Origin of the sequence: Klebsiella sp. CN_Kp113 (assembly GCF_040064585.1) — a bacterium.
Taxonomy (GTDB): Bacteria; Pseudomonadota; Gammaproteobacteria; order Enterobacterales; family Enterobacteriaceae; genus Klebsiella; species Klebsiella michiganensis.
The window spans coordinates 295446-312035 of record NZ_JBEAID010000017.1; the positions used below are offsets into that span (position 1 = coordinate 295446).

The 16590-nt window shown below is 61.0% G+C and carries 15 protein-coding genes; 8 read left to right on the forward strand and 7 right to left on the reverse strand.

All coding sequences use genetic code 11. From position 1 onward, the window contains the following. Window positions 1–11: 11 nt before the first annotated feature. The 6 genes from kdpE to kdpF are packed head-to-tail and all read right to left on the reverse strand — an operon-like array spanning window position 12 to window position 7800. Window positions 12–689, reverse strand: coding sequence for a two-component system response regulator KdpE (kdpE, locus tag ABLV30_RS09790; RefSeq protein WP_025106379.1), 678 nt, complete (start codon window positions 687–689; stop codon window positions 12–14). After that, window positions 686–3373 carry a two-component system sensor histidine kinase KdpD gene (kdpD, locus tag ABLV30_RS09795; RefSeq protein ID WP_025106378.1) on the reverse strand — a complete coding sequence of 896 codons (2688 nt, stop codon included), beginning with the start codon at window positions 3371–3373 and terminating at the stop codon, window positions 686–688. The genes kdpE and kdpD overlap by 4 nt, the downstream gene beginning before the upstream one ends. 2 nt (window positions 3374–3375) lie before the next feature. Continuing rightward, window positions 3376–3951 carry a potassium-transporting ATPase subunit KdpC gene (gene kdpC / locus ABLV30_RS09800; protein ID WP_064404739.1) on the reverse strand — a complete coding sequence of 192 codons (576 nt, stop codon included), beginning with the start codon at window positions 3949–3951 and terminating at the stop codon, window positions 3376–3378. A 10-nt stretch (window positions 3952–3961) separates the two neighbouring features. After that, the gene (kdpB, locus tag ABLV30_RS09805; protein WP_004848888.1) at window positions 3962–6010 is read right to left on the reverse strand and encodes a potassium-transporting ATPase subunit KdpB; all 2049 of its coding nucleotides are present in this window, start codon (window positions 6008–6010) and stop codon (window positions 3962–3964) included. Between the two features lie 21 nt (window positions 6011–6031). Further along, complete coding sequence (gene kdpA / locus ABLV30_RS09810) at window positions 6032–7711, reverse strand: potassium-transporting ATPase subunit KdpA (protein ID WP_025106376.1); 1680 nt, start codon at window positions 7709–7711, stop codon at window positions 6032–6034. Next, on the reverse strand, window positions 7711–7800 hold the full coding sequence (gene kdpF, locus ABLV30_RS09815) for a K(+)-transporting ATPase subunit F (protein WP_009651669.1): 90 nt from the start codon (window positions 7798–7800) through the stop codon (window positions 7711–7713). The genes kdpA and kdpF overlap by 1 nt, the downstream gene beginning before the upstream one ends. Before the next feature lie 309 nt (window positions 7801–8109). On the opposite strand from kdpF, the gene ABLV30_RS09820 reads away from it, so the two are divergent. Then, window positions 8110–8316, forward strand: coding sequence for a DUF2517 family protein (locus tag ABLV30_RS09820; protein ID WP_004848892.1), 207 nt, complete (start codon window positions 8110–8112; stop codon window positions 8314–8316). A gap of 244 nt (window positions 8317–8560) precedes the next feature. After that, on the forward strand, window positions 8561–10009 hold the full coding sequence (phrB, locus tag ABLV30_RS09825) for a deoxyribodipyrimidine photo-lyase (RefSeq protein ID WP_265801471.1): 1449 nt from the start codon (window positions 8561–8563) through the stop codon (window positions 10007–10009). Here phrB and dtpD read toward each other — a convergent pair. After that, the gene (gene dtpD / locus ABLV30_RS09830) at window positions 9972–11453 is read right to left on the reverse strand and encodes a dipeptide permease DtpD (protein ID WP_048261206.1); all 1482 of its coding nucleotides are present in this window, start codon (window positions 11451–11453) and stop codon (window positions 9972–9974) included. The genes phrB and dtpD overlap by 38 nt on opposite strands. Window positions 11454–11723: 270 nt before the next feature. Here dtpD and ABLV30_RS09835 point away from each other — a divergent pair, with 270 nt between their 5' ends. The 6 genes from ABLV30_RS09835 (at window position 11724) to ABLV30_RS09860 (ending at window position 16581) form a co-directional block, all read left to right on the forward strand. Then, the gene (locus ABLV30_RS09835) at window positions 11724–12467 is read left to right on the forward strand and encodes a type 2 GTP cyclohydrolase I (RefSeq protein WP_014228436.1); all 744 of its coding nucleotides are present in this window, start codon (window positions 11724–11726) and stop codon (window positions 12465–12467) included. Between the two features lie 15 nt (window positions 12468–12482). Continuing rightward, on the forward strand, window positions 12483–13139 hold the full coding sequence (pxpB, locus tag ABLV30_RS09840; RefSeq protein ID WP_048261204.1) for a 5-oxoprolinase subunit PxpB: 657 nt from the start codon (window positions 12483–12485) through the stop codon (window positions 13137–13139). Beyond that, window positions 13133–14065: a 5-oxoprolinase subunit PxpC gene (gene pxpC, locus ABLV30_RS09845; RefSeq protein ID WP_009651642.1), complete on the forward strand. Its 933-nt coding sequence runs from the start codon at window positions 13133–13135 to the stop codon at window positions 14063–14065. The genes pxpB and pxpC overlap by 7 nt, the downstream gene beginning before the upstream one ends. Next, entirely contained in the window at window positions 14055–14801 is a 747-nt protein-coding gene (gene pxpA / locus ABLV30_RS09850; protein WP_025106372.1) for a 5-oxoprolinase subunit PxpA, read from the forward strand. Before pxpC ends, pxpA begins: the two co-directional genes overlap by 11 nt. A 62-nt stretch (window positions 14802–14863) precedes the next feature. Continuing rightward, window positions 14864–15589 (forward strand): DUF969 domain-containing protein, encoded by a 726-nt coding sequence (locus tag ABLV30_RS09855; protein ID WP_004130515.1) that lies wholly within the window; start codon window positions 14864–14866, stop codon window positions 15587–15589. Continuing rightward, entirely contained in the window at window positions 15586–16581 is a 996-nt protein-coding gene (locus tag ABLV30_RS09860) for a DUF979 domain-containing protein (protein WP_025106370.1), read from the forward strand. The genes ABLV30_RS09855 and ABLV30_RS09860 overlap by 4 nt, the downstream gene beginning before the upstream one ends. The last annotated feature ends 9 nt before the right edge of the window (window positions 16582–16590 follow it).

Below are 16590 nucleotides of genomic sequence, written 5' to 3' on the forward strand. Positions count from 1 at the left end.
GGGGACAACGGCTAGGGCATAAACCGATAGCCGATCCCCGTTTCGGTCAGCAAATGCTGCGGACGCGCCGGATCGGCCTCCAGCTTTTGCCGCAGGTGCCCCATATAAATGCGCAGATAGTGGCTGTGCTCCACCGCATTCGGCCCCCAAACCTGATTGAGCAGCTGCCGCTGGGTCAGCACCTTGCCGGGATTATTGAGCAGTACCGCCAGCAGGCGAAATTCAATCGGCGTGAGGTGGATCTCCTGATCGCCGCGTACGATGCGGCGGGCGGGGATATCAACGTCAATATCGGCAAAACGCACCCGCGGTTCGTCGGCCTGGGCGCCGGCATGGCGGCGCATCGCCACCCTCAGCCGCGCCTGCAGCTCGCCAATACCAAAGGGTTTACTGAGATAGTCATCGGCACCGGCGTCAAGCGCGGCGATTTTGTCCTGCTCCTCGGTGCGCGCCGACAGCACGATAATCGGCATTTGGCTCCACTGGCGAACCTCGCGAATAAACGCGTTGCCGTCACCATCGGGTAGTCCAAGATCGAGAATGGTTAAATCCGGCTTGCGGGTCGCGGCTTCGATCAGCCCGCGCTGCAGGGTCTCCGCTTCAAATACGCGCATGCCGTCGGCTTCCAGCGCGGTGCGCAGAAAGCGGCGGATAGCATTTTCGTCTTCAACGATCAGAACGTTAATCACATTTCCTCGGCTAACTCTTCCAGTTCAGGGGGCGTTTCCCTCGGCAGTGTAACACGGAAGCAGGCGCCGCCCTGCGGGCGCGTCGCGGCGCTAATGGTCCCGCCGTGCACCTCAACGATCGCCTGGCAAATGGCCAGCCCCAGCCCGACGCCGGGGATCGCCGACTCTTTATTGCCGCGAGCGAATTTATCAAAGATAGCCTGTTCTTGCCCGGCGGGAATACCCGGTCCGTTATCCCATACCTCAAGCACTAAAGTGTGCGGATCGACGTCCGCGGTAATGCCGATTTGCGCCTGTACTCCCGCGTATTTCACCGCATTTTCCAGAAGATTAATCAGTACCCGCTCAAAAAGCGGACCGTCGACGTGAACCAGCAGCAGCGGGTCCGGCAGCGCAAGCTGAATATGCCGCCCGCCGAGCCCCGGCTCCAGCATACGCAGCGCGCTGCCGACGACCTCTTCCAGGGTTAGCCACTCTTTATGCAAATTAAAGCCGCCGGACTGGATCCGCGCCATATCCAGCAGATTATTCACCAGGCGGGTGGTATTGAGCACGTGCTGGCGTATCTCGTTGGCCTGCGGCGCGTGCTTCGATCCTTCGCTGGCGAGATCGAGCGTCAGGATCTCCGCCTGGCCAAACAGCACCGTAAGCGGAGTCCGTAGATCGTGGGACAGCGCCGCCAGCAGCGAGTTGCGCAGGCTTTCCCGTTCGCTGTTCAGCCGGGCCTGCTCTTCGCTGGCGGTGAGCGCCAGCCGTTCCAGCGCGCTGGCGACCAGCAGGGTGAAGGTTTCCAGCAGGCGCTGCTGTTCGGGGATCATCAGCTGGCGCAGGTTGGCCGGCTCCACGACCAGCAGCCCCCAGGTGCGGGCGGCGCTTTTCAGCGGCAGGATCTGGTAGGGCACTCCGGGAAGCGTATCGGTGCCCGCGCCGGCGGGTTGGCCTTTATCAAAGCTCCAGCGGGCAATCGCGTCATCCCAGGTGATTGCCGCCGCGGGCTGCGTCAGCGGCGTGAGTCTTAATGTTTCATCGGGCAGCAGCAGCTGGCTGCGCGCCTGAAACGTTGAGGCGATAAACCGCTCGCTGGTGGCGGCGATATCTTCACGGCTGCGGCCCACCGCCAGCGCTTTTGACATTTCGTACAGATGCCGGGTGCGCTGTTCGCGGTAGCGCGCCACCCGCGCCTGGTAGCGTACGCCGGCGGTGAGGTTGCCGATAAGCAGCCCGACGGTTAGCATCACGCCAAAGGTCAGCAGATACTGCACGTCAGAAACCGCCAGCGTGCCGCGCGGCGCGACAAAAAACAGGTCGAAGCTGACCACGTTAATCACCGTCGCCAGTACCGACGGCCAGCGGCCGTACAGGAGGGCGATAATTACCACGCCGAGCAGGTACAGCATCACCAGGTTGGCGGCCTCAAAGGCCATCAGCCACTGCATGGCGACGACGGTAATAACCGCGCACAGGGCGATGGCGACGACGCACCCCTGGAGCTGCAAACGCCATTTTTCCATCGCCGTCCGGCTATCGCTGGCGCGCGCCGGCAGGGAGGCGGCCTTCTCATCCAGCGCGATCACCACCAGGTCGAGATCCGGCGCGTGACGGGCCAGGCGATCGGCGAAGCCGCTGCGATCCCACCAGCGCCTTTTCTGCTGGCGGCCAATCACTATCTTGCCGAGATTATGTTCGCGGGCGTAGTGGAGAACGGCCTTCTCTTCAGAAGGATCGGCGAGGGTGGCGGTTTCCGCGCCCAGCTCCTGCGCCAGCCTGAGCGCGGCGAGAATCGCCCGCCGTTTCGCCTCCGGCAGGCGGTGCAGAGAGGGGGTTTCAACATACACCGCATGCCAGACGCTCCCCAGCCGGGCCGCCAGCCGGGCGGCGGCGCGGACCAGCTTTTCGCTGCCGGTGTTATGGCCGATGCACAGCAAAATGGCGTCGCGGGTATGCCAGACTTTTTCCTGGCCCTGACGGTCGCGCCAGGCGCGCATCTGCTCATCGACCCGATCGGCGGTACGGCGCAGCGCCAGCTCGCGCAGGGCGATGAGGTTGCCCTTGCGAAAGAAGTTCTCGATGGCCCGCTCGGCCTGGCCGCCGATATAGACTTTTCCCTCATTGAGCCGCTGACGCAGATCGTCGGGGGGCAGGTCCACCAGCACCACATCGTCGGCGGCGTCGAAAAACGGATCCGGGACGGTTTCGCGAACCTGCACGCCGGTGATGCCGCTGACGACATCGTTCAGGCTCTCGAGGTGCTGGACGTTAACGGTGGTAAATACGTCAATGCCGGCTTCCAGCAGCTCTTCGACGTCCTGCCAGCGTTTAGGATGACGCGAGCCGGGCGCGTTGCTGTGCGCCAGCTCATCGACCAGAATCAGCGCCGGGCGACGGGCCAGCGCGCCGTCAAGATCAAACTCCTTTACGTAGCGCCCGCGGTGGGAAAGGCGGCGCTGGGGCAGGGTACTGAGCCCCTCAAGCATTGCGGCCGTCTCTTTGCGTCCGTGGGTTTCCGCCACGCCAATCAGAATATCCAGCCCCTGGGCGCGCAGCCGCTGCGCTTCCGCCAGCATCGCCCAGGTTTTACCGACCCCGGCGCAGGCGCCAAAAAATATCTTTAGCTTACCGCGATGCGGGGCGGCGGCGTGTTGCAGCAGGCGGTCAGGGTCCGGACGCAGCGGCTCGTCACTCATTTTTACTTATCCTTCAGGGCATCCAGCGACATATTCAGCTGCAGTATATTTACCACAGGTTGGCCGAGAAAACTGAGCAACGGTTTTTGCGTTGCCTCGTTCACCAGCTGCGTGACCTGCTCCACGCTAAGCTGGCGCGCTTTGGCGACGCGCGGCGCCTGCCACAGAGCGGCGGCAGGCGTCAGACTGTAATCCAGTCCGCTCGCCGAGGCGGCCACCAGCTCCACCGGAACCGTTGCGCTGGCGTCCGGATTGGCGGCGCGCAGGGCCTGCACCCGTTCGCTGATGGCTTTGTCCAGCGCTGGATTGCTGGCGGCGAGGTTGCTGCCGCCGGACGCCAGCGGGTTATCCGGCATCTCCGCCGTCGCGGAAGGGCGGCCCTGGAAGTAGCCCGGCGCGGTAAAGTTCTGCCCGATAAGGCGGGAACCGCGCACTTCGCCGTCAATCCGCACCAGCGAGCCGTTGGCCTGCTGCGGGAACCACCACTGTCCCAGCGCGGTGGTTAACAGCGGATAGACGCCGCCGGTGAGCAGCGTTAACAGAATAAACAGCACAACAGCAGGACGAATGAATGACATGGTTTTTTCCTCACAGCAGCCCGGTCAGGGTCAATAACAGGTCGATCGCTTTGATACCGATAAAGGGCACCAGCAGTCCGCCCAGGCCGTAGACCCAAAGGTTGCGGCGCAGCATCGCCGAGGCCGTCAGCGGCTTATAGCTCACGCCCTTCAGCGCCAGCGGGATCAGGAAGATGATAATCAGCGCATTAAAAATCACCGCGCTCAGGATCGCCGAAGAAGGCGAGTGCAGATGCATCACGTTAAGCATCGCCAGCGGCGGATAGACGGCGGCAAAGGCGGCCGGAATGATGGCGAAATACTTCGCCACGTCGTTGGCGATACTGAAAGTGGTTAACGAACCGCGGGTCATCAGCATCTGTTTACCGATATGTACGACCTCGATCAGTTTGGTGGGGTTAGAGTCGAGATCCACCATATTGCCCGCCTCTTTCGCCGCCTGGGTACCGGAGTTCATCGCAACCGCCACGTCGGCCTGCGCCAGCGCCGGGGCGTCGTTGGTACCGTCGCCGGTCATCGCCACCAGCCGTCCTTCCGCTTGATACTGGCGGATCAACGCCAGCTTGGCCTCCGGCGTCGCTTCGGCGAGAAAGTCGTCCACGCCCGCTTCCGCGGCGATAGCGGCGGCGGTCAGGCGGTTATCGCCGGTGATCATCACCGTCTTAATCCCCATTTTACGCAGTTGGGCAAAACGCTCTTTGATGCCGCCTTTGACGATATCTTTCAGCGAGATAATCCCCAACACGCGTTCGCCTTCGGCGACCACCAGCGGCGTAGCGCCAAGACGCGCCACGTCTTCAACCTGTTTATCGACGTCGGCCGGGAAGTGACCGCCGTTGGCCTCAACGTGGCGGCGAATGGCATCCACGGAACCTTTGCGGATCATCCGCTGGTCGATGTTGATGCCGCTCATCCGGGTCTGGGCGGTAAACGGCACGAAGGTGGCATGCAGCGATTGCAGATCGCGCTCGCGCAGATTAAAGCGCTGTTTTGCCAGCACCACGATGCTGCGGCCTTCCGGCGTTTCGTCGGCCAGCGACGACAGCTGGGCGGCATCGGCAAGGGTTTTCTCTTCCACGCCCTGCGCAGGCAGGAATGCCGAAGCCTGGCGGTTGCCGAGGGTAATGGTGCCGGTTTTGTCCAGCAGCAGGACGTCGACGTCGCCCGCCGCTTCAACCGCGCGGCCGCTGGTGGCGATCACGTTCGCGCCGAGCATGCGGCTCATCCCGGCGACGCCGATGGCCGACAGCAGGCCGCCGATAGTGGTGGGGATCAGGCACACCAGCAGCGCCACCAGCACCGTGACGCTGACCGCGTTACCGCTCCAGGCGGAGAAGGGCCAGATGGTGGCGGTGGCCAGCAGGAACACCAGGGTCAGGGCGATAAGCAGGATAGTCAGCGCGATTTCGTTCGGCGTCTTGCGGCGCTGGGCGCCTTCAACCATGGCGATCATCCGGTCAAGGAAGGTTTCGCCGGGGTTGACGCTGCAGCGGATCACCAGCCAGTCGGAGAGAATACGCGTCCCGCCGGTCACCGAGGCGAAGTCGCCGCCGGACTCGCGGATAACCGGCGCGGATTCACCGGTAATGGCGCTCTCATCCACCGACGCGCCGCCTTCGATAACTTCGCCATCGCAGGGAATAATATCCCCCGCTTCGACCAGCACCACGTCGCCTTTACGCAGCTCTTCGGCGGGGACGTGGTCAATTTGCGCATCGTGCTGCGGCGCGCGCAGCTTACGGGCAAAGGCGGTCTTTTTGACCCCTTTGAGGCTGTTAGCCTGCGCTTTACTGCGGCCTTCCGCCATCGCTTCGGCGAAGTTGGCGAACAGGACGGTGAACCACAGCCAGAGACTAACGGCGGCGGTAAATCCGGCGCTGCCGGCGATCTGCCCGCTTGCCATGGCAAGAGCCAGCAGGGTGGTGAGCAGACTGCCAATCCAGACGATAAACATCACCGGGTTACGCCACTGTACGGCAGGGCTCAGTTTTTTCACGGCGTCCAGCAGGGCCTGACGCACCAGCGTCGGCTCCAGCAGGGCTAATGATTTGCGACTCATAACAGGTTGCTCCGCAATCGCTTAAAGTAAGGAAAAGTGTTCCGCCAGCGGGCCGAGCGCCAGCGCGGGAATAAAGGTCAGGGCGCCAACCAACAGCACGGTGCCGATCAGCAGGCCGATAAACAGCGCGTCATGGGTGGCTAGCGTGCCGCTGCCGGCGGGCTGAATTTTCTTCGTTACCAGCGAACCGGCAATCGCCATCACCGGGATAATGACCGCGAAGCGGCCAACCAGCATGCAGAACGCCAGCAGCAGGTTCCAGAACGGCGTCGCCGCGCTGAGGCCGCCAAAGGCGCTGCCGTTGTTGTTGGCCGCCGAGGTGACGGCGTACAGCACTTCGCTGAAGCCGTGCGGCCCGGGGTTGAACATGCCCGCGCGACCGGCTTCGGTCATCATCGCCAGCGCCGTGCCGAGGAGCACCAGCGTCGGGGTCACGAGGATCGCCAGCGCAATCATTTTCATTTCGCGGACGTCAATTTTCTTCCCGAGGTACTCCGGGGTGCGGCCAATCATCAGCCCGGCGATAAATACCGCCAGCATCACGAACAGCAGCATGCCGTACAGACCCGAGCCGACGCCGCCGAAGACCACTTCGCCTATCTGCATCAGCCACATGGGGACCATTCCGCCCAGCGCGGTAAAGGAGTCGTGCATGGCGTTGACCGCCCCGCAGGACGCGGCGGTGGTGACCACGGCAAACAGGCTGCTGGCGAGAATACCGAACCGGCTCTCTTTGCCTTCCATATTGATACTGCTGTCGGCGCCAAGGCTCAGCAGATGCGGGTTACCGCGGGTTTCCGCCCACATCACTACCGCCACGCAGACGATGAAGATGAGCGTCATCGCCCATAGAATGGCCCGTCCCTGACGGCGATCGCCCACCACCTCGCCGAAAGCGAAGCACAGCGCCGCCGGGATGAGAAAGATCGCCAGCATCTGCACCAGGTTGGTCAGCGCGGTCGGGTTTTCAAACGGATGCGCTGAGTTGGCGTTAAAGAAGCCGCCGCCGTTAGTACCCAGCATTTTGATCGCCTCCTGTGAAGCCACCGGCCCCATCGGCAGCATCTGGCGTACCCCTTCAAGCGAGGTAAAGCCCTGATTCGGGGAAAAACTCTGTGGCACGCCCTGCTGAATAAAGAACAGCGCGATGAGCAGCGAAATGGGCAGCAGCAGCCAGAGGGTGATGCGGGTCAGATCGACCCAGGCGTTGCCAAGGGTGCTGACTTTTTGCCGGGAGTAAGCGCGGGTAAGGGCAAAGATCACCGCGATGCCGGTGGCGGCGGAGAGGAAGTTTTGCACCGCCAGCCCGGCCATCTGGCTAAGGCTACTCATGGTGGTTTCACCGGCATAGGCCTGCCAGTTGGTGTTGCTGACAAAGCTCACCGCCGTATTCAGCGCCAGGTCCCACGACAGGCCTGGCAGGTGCTGCGGATTGAGCGGCAGCGAGCCCTGGAACATCAGCAGCGTGAACAGGACCAGCAGACCCAGCGCGTTAAACAGCAGAATAGCGAATAAATATTGATACCAGTTCATCTCCTGCGAACGAATGCCCGCCGCCCGCCATAAACCGCGTTCGATACCGGCCAGGCCCGGTAGCGGGGCATCATTGATCATCGTCGCCAGCGCCGTGCCCAGCGGACGAGCCAGGATCAACAGCAGCAGAATAAAGCTCGCGATGAGTAAAAATCCTTGAGCGGCCATCAGAATGCCTCCGCGTGTATCAGGGCATAAACCAGATAAACCAGCAACAGGAACACCAGCGCTACGCCAGCGATTACGCCTGCACTCACAATCCACCTCCGGATGTCTTTTTGATTTACGAGGAGAATAGGCAGTCGGGCGCAAAGATTTCGCAAAAATCAGCGGCGGGGGTGTAAAAAAAATATAAAAATCGCCAAGACCACAATTTAACTAATGGTTAGTATTAATTTAACTTTTTTGTAACTAAGTTACCGGGTGAATGTAAATAAAGGCTAAATACGTGCTTTTTAGTGGTCGGATGAGTAGTAAAATTACAGCCAAAGCGGTACTATTTTAAGCAGAGAAACAGATTAACTTTACCGGCTTTGCTTGCCGGCCTGACAAAGGGGAGAGAAATTATGGCGTTGTACAAAACTTATCCTGCTCATATCATCTTTGCGCGTCGCGCTTTCGCCGTGGCGGCTGGCGTGCTGGCGCTGCCGGTAATGCTGTTCTGGAAAGATCGCGCCCGTTTTTACAGCTGGCTGCACCGCGTGTGGGCGAAAACCAGCGAACAGCCGGTATGGCTGGCGCAGGCTGAAAAAGTCTCCGCAGATTTTTATTAATAACGGTTTATGGCTCAGCGGGCGCGCGCTGCGGAAACGGGCTAATGGATTGATATCCTGGCTTATTTACCCTGTCTTCCCCGGCACAGCGTGCCAACAGATTGCCTTATCATCATGCCGCCGGTTTACCCGGCGGTTTTTTTTTGCCATGAGTGGCTTACACTTATTCACTCCCCGAAGGTTAAGCCTGCGGGAGGGTTAAATATAAGTCGAACTTATCAATTTTCATGATGAAAGGAATGCTATGGCCACCCATCTGGTCTGGTTTCGCGCGGATTTGCGCATCCACGATAACCTTGCGCTCGCCGCCGCCTGCCGCGATCCCCATGCCGAGGTGCTGGGATTATTTATCGCCACGCCAGGGCAATGGCGCCAGCACGGTATGGCGCCGCGCCAGGCGGCGTTTATGGTCAGCCACCTTCACAGCCTGCAAGCGGCGCTGGCCGAAAAGGGGATCCCGCTGCAGATTGAACATGCCGAAGATTTCACCGCCAGCGTGGCGCTGCTCGCCAGCATTTGCCGGCAGCGGCAGGTGACCCATCTGTTTTATAACTACCAGTACGAAATCAATGAACGCCAGCGCGATGCGGCGGTGGAGAAAACCTTAGCGGAGGTGACCTGTCAGGGCTTTGATGACAGCGTTCTGCTGCCGCCGGGCAGCGTACTGACCGGCAGTCGTGAAATGTATAAGGTCTTCACGCCGTTTAAAAATGCCTTTATTCGCCGTTTGCAGGAAGCGCTGCCGGAGTGCGTCGCCGCGCCGCAAGTCCGCGCGGGCGGGCCCATCGCTGCGGCGACTGAAGTGAAAATAGATTATCCGCAGACGCCATTTGATAGCGAGCTGTTCGCCGCGGATGAAAAAAGCGCCATCGCCCGGCTTCGCGGCTTCTGCCAGCAAAAGGCCGCCGACTATGAGCAGCAGCGCGATCTTCCCGCCATCGAGGGGACCAGCCGACTGTCGCCGTGCCTGGCGGTGGGCGCGCTCTCACCGCGCCAGTGCCTGCACCGTTTGCGGGTTGAGCAGCCGCGGGCGCTGGATGGCGAAGCCGGATCGGTATGGCTCAACGAGCTTATCTGGCGCGAGTTTTATCGTCACCTGATGGTTTACTACCCAAACTTGTGTAAGGGGCGGCCTTTTATCGACTGGACCGATAACGTGGCGTGGCTGGACGATAAATCCGCGCTTCAGGCCTGGCAGCGCGGGCAAACCGGCTTCCCGATTGTCGACGCCGCGATGCGTCAGCTTAATGCGACCGGCTGGATGCATAACCGCCTGCGGATGATTGTCGCCAGTTTCCTGGTGAAAGACCTGCGCATCGACTGGCGGCTGGGCGAGCGCTACTTTATCGAACAGCTTATTGATGGCGATCTGGCGGCGAATAACGGCGGCTGGCAGTGGGCGGCTTCAACGGGTACCGATGCCGCGCCCTATTTTCGTATTTTTAACCCGACGACCCAGGGAGAGCGCTTCGACAAAGCGGGGCAGTTTATTCGTCAATGGCTGCCGGAGCTGGCCGGGGTACCTGAAAAAGCGGTGCATCAACCGTGGCTGTGGGCGGAGAAACAGGGCGTAACGCTGGATTATCCGCGCCCGATTGTTGACCACAAGCAGGCGCGGCTGGCGACGCTGGCGGCCTGGGAAGCCGCCAGAGAGCTTAAGACTCCATCGCCAGGCGACGAGTCCGGATCTTAACGGCGTGATACAGCCAGATAGCCAGCACCAGGCCGACGCAGGCCAGCGCGCCCCAGGTTATCTGGCTGAATACCTCAATGTAGGCGTTGATCGAGTAGTTGACGGCCCCGGCGGCATCGAACGACCCCTGCGAGGTTTGATCGGCAATCACGCCTGCCAGATAGTTAGCGATAGCGCCGGAGAGCAGCATATAAATACCGGTCAGCACCCCGGTCACGCCGGGGATCTCAATACGGGTAATCTGCGACATCGCCACCGGGTCGATAAACAGCTCGGCGAAGCCCATCACCGCCAGGCCCAGCACCATCAGCGGCATTGAAGATTGTCCGTAAGCCGCCGACCAGCGTGCGCTGAGGGTCAGGATACAGAAACCGGCGCTCATCAGGCCGAGGCCCAGCGCGAATTTGCCCCAGATGCGCACGGTACGGTTGCCGTTAATATTCTCCTTCACCAGCCACGCCAGCACCACCCCACAGAGCATCACCGCAAAGGCGTTCACCGACTGGAACATCGCGGTCGGTATCTCATAGCCCATAAAATGACGATTAACAAAACGGTCGATATAGAGGCTGATGGAGCTGCCGCCCTGCTGCGCAAAGGCCCAGAACAGCAGGCTGAAGCAGGTGAGCACCATAATCAGACGCAGCTCTTTACGCTGCCTGGCGGTCTCCGCCCGCAGGTAGATCCGCGTCAGTACCGCCAGGCCGATAACCGTCGCCACAATCAGCGCGTAAACCGACCACTCCTGCCAGAACAGCACGGTGATCAGCAGCGGCGCGGCGATCAGCAGCACCAGCAGCCAGCCCCAGTTTGGTAAGACGAAAGTCCGCGCCCGCAGCGCTTCGCGATTGACGCCCCGGGTGTGGCGGAAATGGTGATTGCCGCTGAGGAAAATCACCAGCCCGGCGATCATGCCGACGGCCGCCAGCGCGAAGCCCATCGCCCAGCTGTACTCTTCCTGCACGTAGCCGCAGGCGATTGGCGCAACGATAGACCCGACGTTACCCGCCGCGTACATCAGCGAAAAACCGCCGTCGCGGCGCGGGTCGGTGGGTTCATACAGCTCGCCGAGCAGGCAGCTGACGTTGGATTTAAACAGCCCGTAGCCGCAGACAATAATCGCCAGCGACAGATAGAGGAAGGTGGGGGCGATTTCGCTGGCGCCGAGCACCAGATGGCCGATGGCCATCAGCAGCGCGCCGAGCATCACCGCCATGCGGTTGCCCAGCAGCTTATCGGCCAGGAAGCCGCCGAGAATCGGCGTGACGTAGACTAAAGAACAGTAGGCGCTGAACAGCGCATAAGCATGATTATCGTCATACTTGAGCTGGTTGGTGAGATAAAGAATCAGCAGCGCGCGCATGCCGTAAAAACTGAAATATTCCCAGATTTGCAGCGCGACGACGTAATAAATCGCCCGCGGCTGTGAGGATTGTGTGTTCATGTAATGCCTTGTCCTGCCGTAAAAAAGAAAGTCGATCTTTCTGCATGAATAGCCATTAACTAGCGATATTCATGGCCTTATGGGCTTTCTGGTTATTTAATATGCTGTAATAGTGCATAAATATACACGAATGCGCGAACGAGGGAGTAGACAAATTGCGGGATTTCGCGAAAAGTCAAAATGGACGGCGAAGCGGCAGAACTATCGACTGACCGGACGGATACCGTTATGTTATTCCTCTGCATAGAACGATGACCTGGTGGAACGGCAATGAAAAATAGTGAACTGGAACAACTGATTAATGAAAAACTCAATAGCGCGGCCATCAGTGATTACGCCCCCAACGGGCTCCAGGTGGAAGGGCGCGAAACGATACAAAAAGTCGTCACCGGCGTGACCGCCAGCCAGGCGCTGCTGGATGAAGCCGTCCGCCTGGAGGCCGATGCGGTGATCGTCCATCACGGCTACTTCTGGAAAGGCGAATCGCCGGTCATTCGCGGCATGAAGCGCAATCGCCTCAAAACGCTGCTGGCTAACGACATTAACCTCTATGGCTGGCACCTGCCGCTCGACGCTCACCCGGAACTGGGCAATAACGCTCAGCTGGCGTCGCTGCTCGGCATCAATGTGATGGGGGAAATTGAACCGCTGGTACCGTGGGGCGAACTGTCGATGGCGGTATCGGGCCTGGAGCTGGCTTCATGGATTGAAGCGCGGCTGGGTCGCAAACCGCTGTGGTGCGGCGACACCGGGCCGGATAAAGTCGCCCGCGTGGCCTGGTGCACCGGCGGTGGGCAAAGCTTTATCGACAGCGCGGCCCGCTTTGGCGTCGATGCGTTTATTACCGGTGAAGTTTCAGAGCAAACCATACACTCGGCGCGCGAGCAGGGGCTGCATTTCTACGCCGCCGGGCACCATGCCACCGAGCGCGGCGGCATTCGCGCGTTAAGCGAATGGCTGACGGAAAATACCGAACTGGACGTCACGTTTATTGATATCCCGAACCCGGCCTGATGAACGGAGGCAAAAGTGCAGCGAGCGCGTTGTTATTTATTAGGTGAAACGGCAGTCGTACTGGAGCTTGAGCCTCCGGTGACGCTGGAAAGCCAGAAGCGGATCTGGCGGTTAACCCAGCGGCTGGTAGGCCATACCGAGGTGGTGGAAGCCATCCCGGGCATGAACAACATTACCGTGATATTGCGCAACCCGCAGCAGACGGCGTGGGACGCGATTGAGCGCCTGCAGCTCTGGTGGGAGGAGTGCGATACGCTCGAACCGGAATCGCGGGAGGTCTCGGTCCCGGTAGTTTATGGCGGCGAATACGGACCGGATCTGGGAGAAATTGCCCGCCACAGCGGCCTGAGCGAAAAGCAGGTGGTTGAGCTGCATTCGTCGGTGGAGTACGTGGTGTGGTTCCTCGGCTTCCAGCCGGGGTTCCCGTACTTCGGCGGCCTGCCGGATCAGCTGGCGATGCCGCGACGGGCGGAGCCGCGCCTGCTGGTTCCCGCCGGGTCCGTCGGTATTGGCGGGGCGCAAACCGGGATCTATCCGCTGGCGACGCCGGGGGGATGGCAGCTGCTGGGGCGTACGCCGCTGGCGCTGTTTGATCCGAAGCGCAAGGAGCCGGTGCTGCTGCGTTCCGGCGACAGAGTGCGTTTCGTGCCGCAAAAGGAGGGCGTATGTTAAAAATTATCCGCGCCGGAATGTATACCTCGGTGCAGGACGGCGGGCGTGAAGGGCTGCGTCAGCTGGGCATCAGCCGCTGTGGCGCTATGGATAAGCCGGCGCTGGTCACCGCTAATCTGCTGGTGGGTAACGGCGCTAACGCCGCGGCGCTGGAGATAACGCTGGGCCAGGTAGATATTCAGTTTGAACGCAGCGGCTGGTTTGCGCTGACCGGCGCCGCCTGCGAGGCGAAGCTCGATGGCGAGCCGGTATGGGTGGGCTGGCGAACGGCGGTCAAGGCCGGGCAGCATCTGGTGCTCAAGAACCCGCAGCACGGCGTGCGCAGCTACCTGGCGGTGGCGGGGGGGATTGCGGTGCCGAAGGTGCTGGGTTCGCGCAGCACCGATCTGAAAGTGGGGATTGGCGGTCTGGAAGGTCGACGTTTGCAGGACGGAGACCGGCTGAAGCTGGGGAAATCGGATAAGCAGTTCCGCGGGCCGCGCGGCGTGAAGCAGCTCCCCATCGGCAACCGCATCCGCGCGCTGCCCGGGCCCGAGTACCAGGAGTTTGATAGCGTGTCGCAGGACACGTTCTGGCGCTCGCCGTGGCAGCTTAGCCCGCAGAGCAATCGTATGGGCTATCGTCTGCAGGGGCAACCGCTGAAGCGGACGACCGACCGCGAGATGCTTTCGCACGGCCTGCTGCCCGGCGTGGTACAGGTTCCGCATAATGGCCAGCCCATCGTACTGATGAACGACGCGCAGACCACCGGCGGCTATCCGCGGATTGCGACCATTATCGAGGCTGATATGTACCAGCTGGCGCAGATCCCGCTGGGACAGCCGATCCACTTTGTTCCCTGCTCCCTGGAGGAGGCGCTGAAGGCGCGCGCCGACAGACAACGTTATTTTGAACAGCTGGCATGGAGACTGAACGATGAAGATTGATTTAAACGCCGACCTGGGCGAAGGCTGCGCCAACGATAGCGCGCTGCTGCAGCTGGTCTCTTCCGCCAATATCGCCTGCGGTTTCCATGCGGGCGATGCGGTGATGATGCTGCAGTGCGTCCGCGAAGCGCTGAAATATGGCGTCGCGGTGGGCGCGCATCCCAGCTTTCCTGACCGGGAAAATTTTGGCCGTACGGCGATGCAGCTGCCGCCGGAAACGGTTTATGCGCAAACGCTGTATCAGGTCGGCGCGCTGGCGGCGCTGGTGCGCGCGCAGGGCGGCGAGCTGCAGCACGTCAAGCCGCACGGCATGCTCTATAACCAGGCGGCAAAAGATCCGCAGCTTGCTGACGCTATCGCCAAAGCGGTATATGACGTTGACGCGGGTCTGGTGCTGGTAGGCCTGGCGGGCAGCGAGCTGATTCGCGCCGGGCATCGTTATCAGCTGACCACCCGCCAGGAGGTCTTCGCCGACCGCGGCTATCTGGCGGACGGCAGCCTGGTGCCGCGCACCCAGCCCGGCGCGCTGATCGAGAGCGAAGAGCAGTCGCTGGCGCAAACCCTGGAAATGGTGCAGCACAGCCGGGTGCGGAGCATCACCGGCGAATGGGCGCACGTGGTGGCGGAAACCGTCTGCCTGCATGGCGACGGCGAGCACGCGCTGGATTTTGCGCGCCGCTTGCGCGCGGCGTTTGCCGGGCGCAATATACAGGTCAGTGCGGAAGTAGAAGAATAAAAACAATATTATCAAGCAATTAACATTAGACAACAATTCACAACAACATACAGGATGTAACTATGGGAGAGTCATTATCTCTCTGGCCACTGATCGGCATTGCTGCGATCGTGGTCGGATTTGTTCTGCGTTTTAACCCGGTACTGGTGGTTATTGTGTCCGGGATCATCACGGGTCTGACGGCGCATATGCCGATCGCGACCATTCTGGAAAAGCTGGGAGAAGGATTTCTTAATACCCGCAACCTGCCGTTTATTCTTCTGCTGCCGCTGGCGGTGATTGGCCTGCTGGAGCGGCACGGTCTGAAAGAGCGCGCGCAGACGTGGATCGCGAAGATCCGCAGCGCCACCGCCGGTCGTCTGCTTATCGTCTATCTGTTCGTGCGTGAAGTGACCGCGGCGATGGGCCTCACTAGCCTGGGTGGTCATCCGCAGATGGTGCGCCCGCTGCTGGCGCCGATGGCGGAAGGGGCGGCGGAGAAAAACTTCGGCGCCTTGCCCGGCGAGGTGCGCTATCGTCTGCGTGCGATGTCGGCGGCGACCGACAACGTGGGCCTGTTCTTCGGGGAAGATATTTTCGTCGCCTTCGGGGCGATTATCTTTATGCATAACTTTATGCTGGAGTCGGGCGGCATTCAGACCGAGCCGCTGCATATCGCCCTGTGGGGGATCCCAACGGCGGTCTGCGCCTTCCTGATCCACTCCGCCCGCCTGTGGCGCCTCGACCGCCATCTCCAGCGCGAGCTGGACAAGGTTAACGCCGGGCAGGCGAAAGGCGGTGCCGCATGAATTTTCAGCAAACCTGGCTGTACTGGCTGGCGGGCGCGGTTCTGCTGGTGGTGGCGGTGATGTCATGGCGCGATAAGGCCAACCCGCGCAGGCTGACAACCGGCCTGTTCTGGGGGCTGTATGGCCTGGTGTTTCTGTTTGGCGACTGGACCTATGAGCTGGTCGGCGACAAGCGGGCCGTTAATATCGGCGTTGGCGTGGTGGTGGTGGTGCTGGCGCTGATCGCCGGTTTTGGCGGCGTGCGCCTCGGCCGCTATCATCAGCGCTCGCAGGAAGAACGTACCGCCAGCGCCGCGCGTCTTGGCAACCGGCTGTTTTTCCCGGCGCTGGCGATCCCGGTGGTGACGGTGATCGGCGTGCTGCTGTTTAATAATCTCCCCTCGCTGCAGGTCGCTATCTTTGGCCCGGGCAATCACGCCACGCTGATCACGCTATTTTCGATGACCGCGGGCACGCTGCTCGGTCTGGTGATGGCTATCCGCATGACCCATGAAACGGCGGCGCAGCCGTTACAGGAAGCCCGCCGCCTGCTGGATTCGGTGGGCTGGGCGTTTATTTTGCCGCAGATCCTCGCGGTGCTCGGGCTGCTGTTTACCGCCGCCGGCGTTGGCAACAGCATCTCCCTGCTGACGCAGCACTACCTGGCGGTAGATAGCCGGTTTATCGCCGTTGCCGTCTATACCCTGGGAATGGCGCTGCTGACGATGGTGATGGGCAACGCTTTCGCCGCGTTTCCTATCGTGACGGCGGGAGTCGGGATCCCGATTCTGGTGCTGCAGCACGGGGGGAACCCGGCGGTGATGGCGGCCATTGGCATGTTCTCCGGCTACTGCGGTACCCTGATGACGCCCATGGCGGCGAACTTCAATATCGTGCCGGCTGCGCTGCTGGAGCTGCCGGATAAAAACGCGGTCATAAAAGCCCAGGTGCCGACCGGCGTTATGCTGCTTATCGTGAACGTATTTTTGCTCTATTTCCTGATGTTCCTGTAAGGAGGGATC